General features: G+C 65.1%; 11 protein-coding genes. 5 read left to right on the top strand and 6 right to left on the bottom strand.

All coding sequences use genetic code 11. The features are described 5' to 3' along the window. Positions 1 to 48: 48 nt before the first annotated feature. A complete protein-coding gene (msrA, locus tag HHL14_RS18290) occupies positions 49 to 732 on the bottom strand; it encodes a peptide-methionine (S)-S-oxide reductase MsrA (RefSeq protein WP_329601703.1) in 684 nt (227 codons plus the stop codon). Positions 733 to 1,196: 464 nt separating this feature from the next. Next, on the bottom strand, positions 1,197 to 1,814 hold the full coding sequence (locus HHL14_RS18295) for an Lrp/AsnC family transcriptional regulator (protein WP_230413115.1): 618 nt from the start codon (positions 1,812 to 1,814) through the stop codon (positions 1,197 to 1,199). Positions 1,815 to 1,952: 138 nt separating this feature from the next. Here HHL14_RS18295 and HHL14_RS18300 point away from each other — a divergent pair, with 138 nt between their 5' ends. Beyond that, a complete protein-coding gene (locus HHL14_RS18300) occupies positions 1,953 to 2,969 on the top strand; it encodes a 1-aminocyclopropane-1-carboxylate deaminase (RefSeq protein WP_169499036.1) in 1,017 nt (338 codons plus the stop codon). A 77-nt stretch (positions 2,970 to 3,046) separates the two neighbouring features. Here the strand turns inward: HHL14_RS18300 and HHL14_RS18305 are convergent, their stop codons facing one another. Next, on the bottom strand, positions 3,047 to 3,934 hold the full coding sequence (locus HHL14_RS18305; RefSeq protein WP_169499037.1) for a LysR family transcriptional regulator: 888 nt from the start codon (positions 3,932 to 3,934) through the stop codon (positions 3,047 to 3,049). A 136-nt stretch (positions 3,935 to 4,070) separates the two neighbouring features. On the opposite strand from HHL14_RS18305, the gene HHL14_RS18310 reads away from it, so the two are divergent. After that, the gene (locus HHL14_RS18310; protein WP_169499038.1) at positions 4,071 to 4,796 is read left to right on the top strand and encodes a pirin family protein; all 726 of its coding nucleotides are present in this window, start codon (positions 4,071 to 4,073) and stop codon (positions 4,794 to 4,796) included. A gap of 222 nt (positions 4,797 to 5,018) precedes the next feature. Here the strand turns inward: HHL14_RS18310 and ahpF are convergent, their stop codons facing one another. The 3 genes from ahpF to prpR all read right to left on the bottom strand — a co-directional run bounded on the left by ahpF (position 5,019) and on the right by prpR (position 9,564). Beyond that, entirely contained in the window at positions 5,019 to 6,605 is a 1,587-nt protein-coding gene (ahpF, locus tag HHL14_RS18315; protein ID WP_169499039.1) for an alkyl hydroperoxide reductase subunit F, read from the bottom strand. Positions 6,606 to 6,777: 172 nt separating this feature from the next. After that, positions 6,778 to 7,341 (bottom strand): alkyl hydroperoxide reductase subunit C, encoded by a 564-nt coding sequence (gene ahpC, locus HHL14_RS18320; RefSeq protein ID WP_169499040.1) that lies wholly within the window; start codon positions 7,339 to 7,341, stop codon positions 6,778 to 6,780. 159 nt (positions 7,342 to 7,500) lie between these two features. Then, positions 7,501 to 9,564, bottom strand: coding sequence for a propionate catabolism operon regulatory protein PrpR (gene prpR / locus HHL14_RS18325; protein ID WP_169499041.1), 2,064 nt, complete (start codon positions 9,562 to 9,564; stop codon positions 7,501 to 7,503). A gap of 210 nt (positions 9,565 to 9,774) precedes the next feature. Between prpR and HHL14_RS18330 the strand changes: the two genes are divergently transcribed. The 3 genes from HHL14_RS18330 to HHL14_RS18340 all read left to right on the top strand — a co-directional run bounded on the left by HHL14_RS18330 (position 9,775) and on the right by HHL14_RS18340 (position 12,991). Continuing rightward, the gene (locus HHL14_RS18330) at positions 9,775 to 10,659 is read left to right on the top strand and encodes an isocitrate lyase/PEP mutase family protein (protein ID WP_169499042.1); all 885 of its coding nucleotides are present in this window, start codon (positions 9,775 to 9,777) and stop codon (positions 10,657 to 10,659) included. 248 nt (positions 10,660 to 10,907) lie between these two features. Further along, positions 10,908 to 12,347, top strand: a complete 1,440-nt coding sequence (locus tag HHL14_RS18335; RefSeq protein ID WP_169499043.1) for an MFS transporter — start codon at positions 10,908 to 10,910, stop codon at positions 12,345 to 12,347. A gap of 206 nt (positions 12,348 to 12,553) precedes the next feature. After that, a complete protein-coding gene (locus tag HHL14_RS18340) occupies positions 12,554 to 12,991 on the top strand; it encodes a GNAT family N-acetyltransferase (RefSeq protein ID WP_169499044.1) in 438 nt (145 codons plus the stop codon). Positions 12,992 to 12,999: the final 8 nt, after the last annotated feature.

A 12,999-nucleotide genomic window follows, 5' to 3' on the forward strand; every position in this document is an offset into this window, starting at 1 on the left:
CGCATCGCCGAAAACCTGGAGCCGGAAAGAGCGCGCGAAGACGCGACGCTACTGCGCCGCGTCGACCAGCACAGGTTTGTCGCGATATAGATGAGGGAACAGACGCTTCAGACTGGCAACTTTCGGCATGTCGTTGATCGCGATATAAGCCGAATCCGGATGCAGCGTCAGGTAATTCTGGTGATACGACTCGGCCGGATAGAAACCCCTGTACGGCTCGGTCTTCGTGACGATCGGTGCCGGGAACGCATGCGACCGGTCGAGTTGCGCGATATAGCCTTGTGCGACGCGCCGCTGCGTGTCGTTCAACGGAAACACCGCCGAGCGGTATTGCGTGCCGCTGTCGGGCCCCTGGCGGTTGAGTTCGGTCGGGTCGTGAATCACCGAGAAATAGACCTGCAACAGTTGGCCGTAGGTGACCCGGGCGGGATCGAAGGTCACCTGCACCGATTCCGCGTGGCCGGTCTCGCCGCCGCTGACGATCTCGTAGCCGGCGGTCTCGCGCGTGCCGCCGGAATAACCGGACACGGCCTTCGTGACGCCGCGCACGTGCTGGAACACGCCCTGCACGCCCCAGAAGCAGCCGCCGGCGAACACCGCCGTCTCCTCGTGCGCGGTGCTCGCGGCAAGCGGTTCGTCGAGCGCGGGTGGGGCGATCACGACCGCCGTTTCCGCCGATGCCGCCAGCGGTTGGGTGAGCAGGAAGGTCAGTAGGCTCGCGGTGATGCTGATGCTGATGCGGAGTGGCCGTCGATTGGTTGTGGGGCGTGGGTGCGTCGCGGGGTGGGCTGGGGAAATGGGATGGTTTGGCTTGGCCGCATTGGCCAGGTTTACCGCATTGGCCGCATTGGCCGCGTTAGTAGCGCTAGTAGCGCTAGTAGCGTTGGCGGCGTTGGTGAGCTTCCCGGCATGGAGACCGGCGTGAGGACCATCGCCGTTTTCCGAACCGTCTTTAGTGCCGCGTTCATAACCGCGACGGGCACCCTTGCGTTCGCCGATGTTCATCCCGCACCTCCTCATTCAAGCCACGCTCGGGGCGGCGTCGATCCGCCTCGCGCTACGGCGGCCGCCTGACCGCGAAGCCGCACGCGAGCATGCATGGCGCCGCACAACGTCGCCCGGCGACCGCTCCACGAGCGAACCCGCCGCCGCTCCGCTCATGACAGCATGCGCGTTTTCCGCTCCGCTTGCGCGGCCTACAGCGGAAATTTCGTCGTCGACAGGATTTCCTTCAGCACCATGAACGAGCGGATCTGCCGCACGCCCGGCAGATACAGCAGTTGCTCGGCGTGCAGACGATTGAAGCTGTCGCTGTCGCGCGTGCGGATCACCATGAAATAGTCGAACTCGCCGGTCACGACGTGGCACTCCATGCAGCCCGCGACGTTCTGCGCGGCCTTCTCGAACTCGGCGAACGACTCCGGCGTCGAGCGATCGAGCACCACGCCAATGATCACCAACATGCCCGCGCCCGCCGCCTTCGGATCGAGCAACGCGACCACGCCGCGAATCAGCCCCGACGCCTTGAGCCGTTCGACGCGCCGCAGACAGGCCGGCGCGCTCAGCTTCACCCTGGCCGCGAGCGCGACGTTCGAAATCGATGCATCGGTTTGCAATTGCCGCAGGATCGCGCGGTCGATGCGGTCGAGCGTGGGCTGGGTGGCAGCCGAAGCGTTGGCCGTGGACGCAGCCGGGGCCGGCTGCGTAGACGGCGCCGACCGGCTTGCGGTCTTGCCGGCTGCCCCGGTTCTGGCGGTAGTTTTACCGGTACGCGTCGTTCCAACTTTAACCGTGCGAACTTTTATTGTGCTCATAGGCTGATAAGCAAACTTTTCTTAAAAGAAGGTCACAATTTATTTTCCAAACGTATGCGTTGGTATTTTTTTTCGCAAGCTCATTTCTCTCGGTTTTTTCTACCATGAAGCCACCGAATTCACCACCATGGAGCCGCGATGAACCTGCAACGATTCCCCCGCTACCCGCTCACCTTCGGCCCGACGCCGATCCAGCCGCTCAAGCGCCTGAGCGAACACCTCGGCGGCAAGGTGCAGCTGTATGCGAAACGCGAGGACTGCAATAGCGGCTTCGCGTTCGGCGGCAACAAGACCCGCAAGCTCGAATATCTGATCCCCGATGCGCTCGCGCAGGGCTGCGACACACTGGTGTCGATCGGCGGCATCCAGTCGAACCAGACGCGCCAGGTCGCGGCGGTCGCCGCGCATCTGGGTCTGAAGTGCGTGCTCGTGCAGGAGAACTGGGTCAACTACTCGGACGCGGTGTACGACCGCGTCGGCAATATCCAGATGTCGCGCATGATGGGCGCCGACGTGCGGCTCGTGCCGGACGGTTTCGACATCGGCTTTCGCAAAAGCTGGGAGGACGCGCTCGAAAGCGTGCGCGCGGCCGGCGGCAAACCGTATGCGATTCCGGCCGGCTGCTCCGATCATCCGTTGGGCGGGCTCGGTTTCGTCGGCTTCGCGGAGGAAGTGCGGCAGCAGGAGGCCGAGCTCGGCTTCCAGTTCGACTACATCGTCGTGTGTTCGGTGACGGGCAGCACGCAGGCAGGCATGATCGTCGGCTTTGCGGCGGACGGCCGCGCGGAGCGCGTGATCGGTATCGATGCATCGGCGAAACCCGCGCAAACGCGCGAGCAGATCATGCGGATCGCGAAGCACACCGCGGAGAGCGTCGACCTCGGCCGCGACATCACTGCGCGCGACGTCGTGCTCGACGAGCGTTACGGCGGCCCGGAATACGGCCTGCCGAACGACGGCACGCTCGAAGCGATCCGCCTGTGCGCGAGGCTCGAAGGCGTGCTGACCGATCCGGTCTACGAGGGCAAATCGATGCACGGCATGATCGAGAAGGTGCGCAACGGCGAGTTTCCGGAAGGCTCGCGCGTGCTGTATGCGCACCTGGGCGGCGTGCCGGCGCTGAGCGCGTATAGCTTTATTTTCCGCGACGGCTGATGGGTATTCGGCGGGCTGGCCGCCCGAGCAACTTGGGCAACTTGGGCGGCTAGCAAATTGGGCCGCTCACCCCGCCCTCACCCCGCCAGCTTCCGCAGATGCTTGCGCAGAAACTCGACAAACGCCCGGATCGTCACCGAACTCTGCCGATGCTGCGGGTACACCGCATAGACACCCGTCGCCGTCGGCAGGAACGCTTCGAGCACGGGCACCAGTTGCCCGCTCTGCAGCGCAGCAGCGACGATAAAATCAGGAAGCCGAACGATGCCGAGCCCCTCGACGGCGGCGTCGCGAATCAGATCGCCGTTATTGGCGCGCAACGGTCCGCGTACCTCGACGCTCTTCACCGCGCCGTCGATCCTGAACTCCCAGCTCACCGCGCCGCCATGGCCGTACAGCAGGCACTCGTGCTTCGCGAGGTCGGCCGGCACGCTCGGCGTGCCGTGCCGCCGCAGATAGGCGGGACTGCAACACGCGACCATCCGCACGTCGATCAGCTTCTGCGCGATCAGCGACGAATCCGCCAGCGTGCCGATGCGAATCGCCATGTCGAAGCCCTCGCCGATCACGTCGACCGCGCGGTCGCTCAGCTCCATATCGAAGCGCACGTCGCGGTGCTCGCGCAGGAACGACGCGACGAGCGGCGACAGATGCATCATGCCGAACGACATCGGCGCACTCACGCGCAGTAGCCCGCGCGGCCCGGCGCGGCGCAGCGACATCGCCTGCTCGGCATCCTCGACCTCGCCGAGGATGCGCTTCGCGCGCTCGTAGAACTCCTGGCCGAGATCGGTCACGGCCAGCTTGCGCGTATTGCGGATCAGCAACTGCACGCCGAGCGCTTCCTCGAGCGCCATCACCCGACGGCTGACGAACTGCTTGGACAGCGACAGACGATTCGCCGCGGCGGTGAAGTTATGGGCGTCGACAGTCGCGACGAAGATGCGCATATCATCGAGCTGCATGCGGTTTGTCCACTCCAATGTGACAGTGTTTTCATTTTATCATCGATTATAGCCATCTGAATTGACCTACACTGTCGTTCATGGATCGCAGCCAAACATCTGGCCCGGATCGAAGACAACATCCAAGGAGAAAAGCATGCTCGAAATCAGACACGCCAACCAACGTGGCCGCGCGGAACATGGCTGGCTCAGCTCGCGTCACACGTTTTCGTTCGCGAATTACCACGATCCGAAGCAGAACGGCTTCTCCGACCTGCTGGTGATCAACGACGACCGTGTCGCGCCCGCGCAAGGCTTCGGCAAGCATCCGCATCGCGACATGGAGATTTTTTCGTACGTGCTCGAAGGCGCGCTCGAACACAAGGACACGATGGGCACCGGCTCGGTGATCGTACCGGGCGACATCCAGTTGATGAGCGCGGGCACGGGCGTCGCGCACAGCGAATACAACCACTCGAAGAACGAGCCGGTGCACTTCCTGCAGATCTGGATCGCGCCGGCACGGCAAGGCACGGCGCCGCGCTATCAGCAGCAGCATTTCAGCGCGAACGACAAGCGCGGCGTGTTGCGGCTCGTGCTGTCGCCGGACGCCGCGGACGGTTCGCTGCAGTTGCAGCAGGATGCGCGGGTGTATGCGGGCCTGTTCGACGGCGCCGAAACCGCACGACTCGAACTCGCCAGCGATCGCTACGCGTATGTCCACGTGGCACGCGGCACCATCACGGTGAACGGCGTCGAGCTGGGCGAAGGCGACGGCGCGCGGGTGCGCGGCGAAGAAGCGCTGACGTTCTCGCAAGGTCACGACGCGGAAGTGCTGGTGTTCGATCTGCGTAATATCGAAACCTCGGCGTTGTGGGGTTAAGCAGGTCGATGAGCGGATCGAAGCGAATCGATAAGCCCGTCGAATAAACGCGTGAATCACGCGCGTTCGTAAATGGAAAAAGCCACCCGTATTGGGTGGCTTTTTTTATGCGGCGTCGCTCGCCGCATGACGCACGCTGCAAAGCAGCCCGCACCGCAAATAAAAAACGGCGGCCCACAGGCCGCCGCTCTACCACTCACAACATCGAACTACCCGAACGCGTCAGACCACCGCTTCGGCGACCGTCTCGCTCTCTTCGTCCGCGCTGTTGCGGATCAGATGATCGAACGCGGAAAGCGATGCCTTCGCGCCTTCACCGACCGCGATCACGATCTGCTTGTACGGCACCGTGGTCACGTCGCCGGCGGCGAACACGCCCGGTACCGACGTCGCGCCGCGTGCATCGACGACGATCTCGCCGTGCTTCGACAACTCAATCGTGCCCTTCAGCCATTCGGTGTTCGGCACCAGACCGATCTGCACGAACACGCCTTCGAGTTCGACCTTCTTCACTTCGCCCGACGCGAGATCCTTGTACACCAGACCGTTGACCTTCTTGCCGTCGCCGGTGATTTCGGTGGTCTGCGCCTGGGTGACGATCTTCACGTTCGGCAGGCTGCGCAGCTTGCGTTGCAGCACTTCGTCGGCACGCAGCGTGGCGCCGAATTCGAGCAGCGTCACTTCGCGCACGAGACCCGCGAGATCGATCGCCGCCTCGACGCCCGAGTTGCCGCCGCCGATCACCGCGACGCGCTTGCCCTTGAACAGCGGGCCGTCGCAGTGCGGGCAGTACGCAACACCGTGATTGCGGTATTCGCGCTCGCCCGGCACGTTGATTTCGCGCCAGCGCGCGCCGGTCGCGAGGATGATCGTCTTCGCCTTCAGCACCGCGCCGTTGGCCAGACGCACTTCGTTGATGCGGCCGGGAATCAGCGCTTCGGCGCGCTGCACGTCCATGATGTCGACGTCATAGGCCTTCACGTGCTGTTCGAGCGCGGTCGCGAACTTCGGTCCTTCGGTTTCCTGCACCGACACGAAGTTTTCGATCGCGAGCGTGTCGAGCACCTGACCGCCGAAGCGCTCGGCGACGACACCCGTTGCAATCCCCTTGCGCGCCGAGTAGATCGCCGCCGCCGCGCCCGCCGGGCCACCGCCGACGATCAGCGTGTCGAACACCGGCTTGTTCTCGAGTTCCTTCGCAGCGCGCGCACCGGCGTTGGTGTCGAGCTTCGCGAGGATTTCCTTCACGCTGCTGCGGCCCTGGCCGAACATTTCGCCGTTCAGGAACATCATCGGCACCGCCATGATCTGGCGCGCTTCGACTTCGTTCTGGAACAGCGCGCCGTCGATCGCGACGTGACGGATGCGCGGATTGATCAGCGCCATCACGTTCAGCGCCTGCACGACTTCCGGGCAGTTCTGGCACGACAGCGAGAAATACGTTTCGAACTGATAGTCGCCGTCGAGACTGCGGATCTGTTCGATCACCGCGTCGTCGAGTTTGACCGGATGGCCACCCGTCTGCAGCAACGCGAGGACGAGCGACGTGAATTCATGACCCATCGGAATGCCGGCAAAACGGATGCCGCTTGCCTTGCCCGCCTCTCCGATCGAAAACGACGGCTTGCGCTCGTCGTCGCCGCGACGCTCGATCACCGTGACGCGCTCCGACAACGTCGCGATGTCGTTGAGCAAGGCCAGCAGTTCCTGCGACTTCGCGCTGTCGTCGACCGATGCGACGAGTTCGATAGGCCTGCTAACTTTTTCGAGGTACGTTTTCAGTTGAGTCTTGAGATTGGCGTCAAGCATGGCGTTGCGATTCCGTGACGAGGGGTGTGGAGTTCCCGGCCCCGCATGCGTCAGATACAACGTGTGCGGCCCGGGGACGCGCGACGCGCCGTAGCGGCGGTTCGCGCGGTGATGCGCCGGGAAGAATCCCGGCCAGATGCAGACTACGAATGCAGCCTGAGCTGCACGAACCTTAGATCTTGCCGATCAGGTCCAGCGACGGGGTCAGCGTTTCTGCGCCCGGCGTCCACTTGGCGGGGCACACTTCACCCGGGTGCTTGGCGATGTATTGCGCAGCCTGAACCTTGCGCAGCAGTTCGCCAGCGTCACGGCCGATGCCGTTGTCGTGGATTTCGCACAGCTTGATTTCGCCTTCCGGGTTGATCACGAACGTGCCGCGCAGTGCCAGACCTTCTTCTTCGATCAGCACGTCGAAGTTGCGCGAGATGGCAAGCGTCGGGTCAGCCAGCATCGGGTACTTGATCTTCTGGATCGTGTCCGACGTGTCGTGCCATGCCTTGTGCGTGAAGTGCGTGTCGGTCGACACGCTGTAGATTTCGACGCCCAGCTTCTTGAACTCGTCGTAACGATCGGCCAGGTCGCCCAGTTCGGTCGGGCACACGAAGGTGAAGTCAGCCGGGTAGAACACGAAAACCGACCACTTGCCCTTCAGGTCTTCTTCCGTGACGGTCTTGAAATCGCCATTGACGTAAGCCTGTGCCTTGAACGGTTTGACTTGACTGTTGATGATCGGCATTTGCTGAATCCTCTTTGTGAGTGGTTGGGAAGTAGAGCGAGTATGTCAGACTACACTTAATAGGTAAAGCGGATTGTGTTAATGAGATTGATAGTCTGTCACTATTTATTTTACCGGTGCAGACTATCGAGTGTCATTGGGGGGCGTTTCAGTCCTTCTTCAATCCTTCAGAAGTCGCCACAACGTGGTTCGGCCGATGCCGAGTGCGCGGCTCGCGGCGGCACGATTGCCGCCTGCCTGGTCGAGGGCGCGCAGTACGTCCTCGCGGGTAGGAGTGGCACGCGGCGCCGTGCTGCCCGGCGCGGCGACTTCAGGCGGCGCGATAGCCGGAGCCACCGCAGCTGTCGCGATAGCGATCCCGAGCCGACCGAACTCGGGAAACACCGCCAGCCAGTCTGGCAACGCAGTGATGGTCGAGTTCCCTGCCAGTTCGTCGAAATTGTCCGACGGATCGTGACCGATGCCGCTGACGTAGATCACCGCGCGCACGAGCAGATTTTCCAGTTCGCGGACATTGCCCGGCCATGCGTATTGCTCGAACAGCGGATCGAGCAACGCGAGCACCCGTGCCGACGCCGCCGCCGATACCCCGTACTGCAACGCGCTGCGTCCCAGCAGGTGCCGCGCCAGCGGCGCGATGTCGGCGCGGCGTTCGCGCAGCGGCGGCAATTTTATCTGAAGCAGATTCAATCGAAAATACAGGTCCGCGCGGAACGCGCCCTGCTCGACGAGCGCCGGCAGGTCGCGATGCGTGGCCGCGATCACGCGTACGTCGACCGGGGTCGCGCGGCTCGCGCCGAGCTTCATCACCTCGCGCTCCTGCAGCACGCGCAATAGCCGGCTTTGCAGCGCGGCCGGCATTTCGCCGATTTCATCGAGAAAGATCGTGCCGGTGTGGGCAATTTCGAACAGCCCCGGCTTGCCGCCGCGCCGCGCGCCGGTGAACGCCCCTTCCTCGTGGCCGAACAGCTCGCTTTCGATCAACCCCTCCGGCAGCGCCGCGCAGTTGAACGCGACGAACGGATTGCCGCGCCGCCGGCTCGCGTTGTGGATCCCCTGCGCAACCAGTTCCTTGCCGGTGCCGCTTTCGCCGGAGAGCAGCACGGTCGCGTCGTGCGCGGCGCCGGCGCGGGCGAGCCGGCGCACCCGCGCGAGCGCCGGCGATGCGCCGATCAGGTCATCGAGCTGATGACGCGCGACCAGATGCCTCGGCCGCTGACTCGTGCGCAGCGAGTGGTCGATCCGCTGCGCGACGAGCGCGTCCTGAGCGGTCACGACGAAACCGGCGCGCGCGCCCTGCTCGACGATTGGCACACAATTGACGATGAGCGCGCGCCCGCCGATCTGCTCGACGCGCTCGTCGACCGGCTGGTCGGCGGCACGCGCCTCGCGCAGCAGCGGCGCGAGTGCGCGGGCCACCTGCTCGGGCAGTTCGGCTGCGGCTTCGGCATCGCGCGACACTTCGCTCGCAGCCCCCAAACCTAGCAGTTCCAGCATCGCCGGATTGACGGCTTCGAGCTGGCCGGCTTCGTCGAAAGCGGCGACGCCGTCGCGTAGATGCGCGACGATCCGGTTCAGGCGCACGCGCTTCGATTCCTTCTGGCGGCTCACGCGCGCCAGTTCGACGGAGCGCTCGAACGCCTCCTCGACCGCGGCGAGCGAATACAGGAACACGCTCTCCATGCCCGCCTGCTGCGCCAGATCGCAGGCCATGCCGGCCCCGACGACCACCCGGCAGCCTTGCGCCGCGAGCTGGTCGACCGCGAGCCGCACTTCGTCGATCGAACGATACGCACGCTGTCGCAGGTCGACATTGAGCAGCGGCCCGAGGTCGGCCAGTTCGTGCGCGATCGCCTCGTGCAGCACGAGGCCGATGCGCGCGCCGGGCCACGTGGCGGTGGCACGCGTGAGCGCGCTCAGCACGTCGAAGCCGTTCACCTTGACCATCACGACCGGCACGCTGAGGTTCTCGCGCAGATACGCGCCGTTCGAACCGGCGGACAGCACGACGTCGACCGAACCCGCGTCCACATAGGCTTGCAGCGCGGCGACCGCCGCGCCGTAGCCTTCCCGGACGGTGAAGAATTTCGCGCGCCCGGCGTAGCGCGGCGCGACCGCCTCGCAAAGCGACTGCAGCCGGCTGATACTGACGAGTGCGACGCCGGGACGGCCGGCATCGGCGGGCGCGATCGGATTCGCGACGAACGGGTTGAACGTGGACACGGCGGCTCTCCTCGGCTGAAACGTTCCACGGAACGTTTCATGAAACGTTTCACCGATTGTGCCACGAACACACACGCCGAGCCGATTGCGCGCAAGCCGTTGATCTCTTGGAATAACCGACCACCCGCGCGCGCGACACCGCCAATGGCACGCTTCCTGCAAAATGACGCCCGCGCTTCACCACCGACTTTCCTTCAGGAGACCCGCATCATGACCACCACTTCCGCCACCCGCCGCGCCGCGTTCCGCGCCAAGGTCAACCAGCGTCAGGGCCTGCTCGTGCCCGGCGCGTTCAATGCGATGAGCGCGCGCGTGATCGAGGACGCCGGTTTCGAGGCGGTCTACATCACCGGCGCGGGCGTCACCAATATGTCGCTCGGGCTGCCGGACCTCGGCTTCATCGGCCTCGCGGAAGTCGCCGAGCACACCGCGCGGATCCGCGACGCGGTCGCGCTGCCGCTGATCGTCGATGCCGACACCGGCTTCGGCAACGCGCTGAACGTCCGCCAGACCGTGCGCGTGCTCGAGCGCAGCGGCGCCGACGTGATCCAGTTCGAAGACCAGGTGATGCCGAAGAAATGCGGCCACTTCTCGGGCAAGGAAGTCGTCGCGACGAGCGAGATGGTCGGCAAGATCCGCGCGGCCGTCGATGCGCGCGAAGACGCGAACCTGCAGATCATGGCGCGCACCGACGCGGCGGCGGTCCACGGCATCGAGGACGCGATCGAGCGCGGCCATCGCTTCATCGAGGCAGGCGCCGACATCCTGTTCATCGAGGCGACCGAATCATTGGCCGACATCGAGCGGCTGCCGGGGCTGTTCGACGTGCCGCAGCTGATCAACATCGTGATCGGCGGCAAGACGCCGGTGCAGTCGCGCGACGCGCTCGGCAAGCTCGGCTACGGCATCGTGCTGTACGCGAACGCGGCGCTGCAAGGCGCGGTGCTCGGCATGCAGCGCGCGCTCGGCACGCTGCAAAGCAACGGCCGCCTCGACGAGGACGCGACGATCGTCGCGCCGTTCAGCGAGCGCCAGCGACTCGTCAACAAGCCGCTGTACGACCGGCTGGACAAGGAATACGCGGCGAAGGATTGAGCGGCGGGCGCGCATGCGTCGTCGCTGCGACGCCGGGGTGTCGCCGCTGCCTCCCCGGTGTGTCGCCATTTATTGCGTTACGATTCGGGGCTGGCCCACGGGCCAGCCCCAACGCAATCGAAAGGTAGTCGCCAGCTCATGAAGTCGATCTTCTCGCGCGCATCGCGCCGGCATGTCGGTGCCGATGCCACGCCCACTCCGGTCCATTCCGCGCGCATCCCGATGCGCCGCCCCGCGGAGCTCGCCCAATGAGCACCGGCACTACCCGCAACGCGCACGTCGGCTGGCTGCCGTACATCGTCGCGGCCACCTTCTTCATGGAGTATCTCGACACCACGGTGATCGCCACCGCGCTGCCGCAGATGGCGCACTCGTTCGGCGTCGGCCCGAACAGCCTGAGCCTCGGCATGACCGCCTACATGCTGGCGCTCGCGATCTTCATTCCGGCGAGCGGCTGGGTCGCCGACCGCTGCGGCGCGCGCACCGTGTTCGTCAGCGCGATCGGTGTGTTCACGGTGGCGTCGATCCTCTGCGGGCTGTCGCAGAACGTGACCGAATTCACCGCCGCGCGGCTGCTGCAAGGCATCGGCGGCGCGATGATGGTGCCGGTCGGGCGTCTGATCGTGGTCCGCAGCACCGAGAAGAGCCGCATGATGCAGGCCATCTCGACGATCACCTGGCCGGCCATCGCGGCGCCGGTGGTCGGCCCGCCGATCGGCGGCTTCATCACGACCTATGCGTCGTGGCGCTGGATCTTTCTGCTGAACGTGCCGTTCGGCCTCGCGGCGATCGCGGTGGCACTCGCGATCGTGCCGAACCTGCGCGGCACCGAACGCAAGCCGCTCGACGTCGTCGGCCTGCTGCTGAGCGGCGTCGCGCTGACCGCGATCCTGTACGGCGCGGAACTCGCGAGCCAGCCGGCCACCAATCCGTGGCTCGCGGGCGCGGTCGTGCTGGGCGGTCTGACGGTCGGCGCGATCGCGTTCCTGCACGCGAAACATCATCCGTATCCGCTCGTCGACGTGTCGACGCTGAAAGTGCCGACGTTCTCGGTGACGGTCATCACCGGCTCGTTCACGCGCATCGGCATCGGCGCGGTGCCGTACCTGATGCCGCTGCTGTTCCAGGTCGGCTTCGGGCTGTCGGCATTCCGCTCGGGCCTGCTGCTGCTCGCGAGCGCGCTCGGCAACCTCGGCATGAAGGCGCTGACCACGCGCATCCTGCAGCGCTACGGCTTCCGGATGGTGTCGATCGTCGACGTGACGATTGCCGGCGTGTTCATCATCGCGTGCGGGCTGCTGACGCCGAACGTGCCGCTCGCGCTGATCCTGTTCGTGGTGTTCGTGTACGGCGTCGCGCGCTCGATGCAGTTCTCGACGCTCGCCACCCTCGCCTACGCCGACATCCCGCAGCCGCAGATGAGCGGCGCCAGCACGCTGTGGAGCGCGGCCGCGCAGATGACGATCGGCCTCGGCATCGCGTTCGGCGCGGTGTCGCTGCGCGTCGCGGCGCTGATCAACGGCGAAACCAGCGGCCACGTGTTCACGCTCGACGATTTCCGCCTCGCGTTCCTGTTCGCCGGCGTGCTGACGCTGCTGTCGGTGCTCGGCTATATGGGGCTCGCGCGCAACGCCGGACAGAGCATCGGCGGCGGCTCGCGCGGTAGCGAAAACACGGCGAAGGGCTGAGCTATACATAGGCCTGCCTTTGGGCTTTGGGCTTTGGGCTTTGGGCTTTGGGCTTTGGGCTTTGGGCTTTGGGCTTTGGGCTTTGGGCTTTGGGCTTTGGGCTTTGGGCTTTGGGCCGACCATGGTTCAGCTTACGCAGCGCGGCTCATGCCGCGCTTCATGCACAAACCCCGCGCAGCGAGCCGCGCCCACCAGAAGGACACGCGATGCCAGCAAACGCACTGACGTTTTCGACCGACCGCGACGCACTCGATCTCGACATGGTCTACGCGTTCCTGTCGCAGGAAACCGCGTGGGCGCAGGGCATGCCGCGCGACACCTTCGAGCGGGCCGTCGCCGGTTCGCTGTGTTTCGGCGCCTATCTCGACGGCAAGCAGATCGCGTTCGCACGCGTGATCACCGATCAGGCCACCTTCGCGTATCTCTGCGACGTATTCGTGCTGCCCGCGCAGCGCGGCAAAGGCTATGCGTCCGCGTTGCTCGGCCATATTTTCGCGAGCCCGGCGCTGCGCGGGTTGCGCCGGATCGTGCTGGTCACGACCGACGCGCATCGCGTGTATGTGCCGCACGGGTTCACGTCGCTGGCGAATCCGGAGCGGTATATGGAATTGCATCGGCCGGACGTTTATAAAACGACGGCCTGATCGCGCGG

Origin of the sequence: Paraburkholderia antibiotica, from assembly GCF_012927125.1 — a bacterium.
Lineage (GTDB): Bacteria > Pseudomonadota > Gammaproteobacteria > Burkholderiales > Burkholderiaceae > Paraburkholderia > Paraburkholderia antibiotica.

What these genes read in the sequence shown, in the direction of transcription:
- HHL14_RS18330 (WP_169499042.1), top strand. Translation starts at nt 9,775, where the DNA reads ATGACCACCACTTCCGCCACCCGCCGCGCCGCGTTCCGCGCCAAGGTC.
- HHL14_RS18295 (WP_230413115.1), bottom strand. Translation starts at nt 1,814, where the DNA reads ATGAGCACAATAAAAGTTCGCACGGTTAAAGTTGGAACGACGCGTACC.
- HHL14_RS18300 (WP_169499036.1), top strand. Translation starts at nt 1,953, where the DNA reads ATGAACCTGCAACGATTCCCCCGCTACCCGCTCACCTTCGGCCCGACG.
- HHL14_RS18310 (WP_169499038.1), top strand. Translation starts at nt 4,071, where the DNA reads ATGCTCGAAATCAGACACGCCAACCAACGTGGCCGCGCGGAACATGGC.
- HHL14_RS18305 (WP_169499037.1), bottom strand. Translation starts at nt 3,934, where the DNA reads ATGCAGCTCGATGATATGCGCATCTTCGTCGCGACTGTCGACGCCCAT.
- HHL14_RS18340 (WP_169499044.1), top strand. Translation starts at nt 12,554, where the DNA reads ATGCCAGCAAACGCACTGACGTTTTCGACCGACCGCGACGCACTCGAT.
- ahpC (WP_169499040.1), bottom strand. Translation starts at nt 7,341, where the DNA reads ATGCCGATCATCAACAGTCAAGTCAAACCGTTCAAGGCACAGGCTTAC.
- ahpF (WP_169499039.1), bottom strand. Translation starts at nt 6,605, where the DNA reads ATGCTTGACGCCAATCTCAAGACTCAACTGAAAACGTACCTCGAAAAA.
- HHL14_RS18335 (WP_169499043.1), top strand. Translation starts at nt 10,908, where the DNA reads ATGAGCACCGGCACTACCCGCAACGCGCACGTCGGCTGGCTGCCGTAC.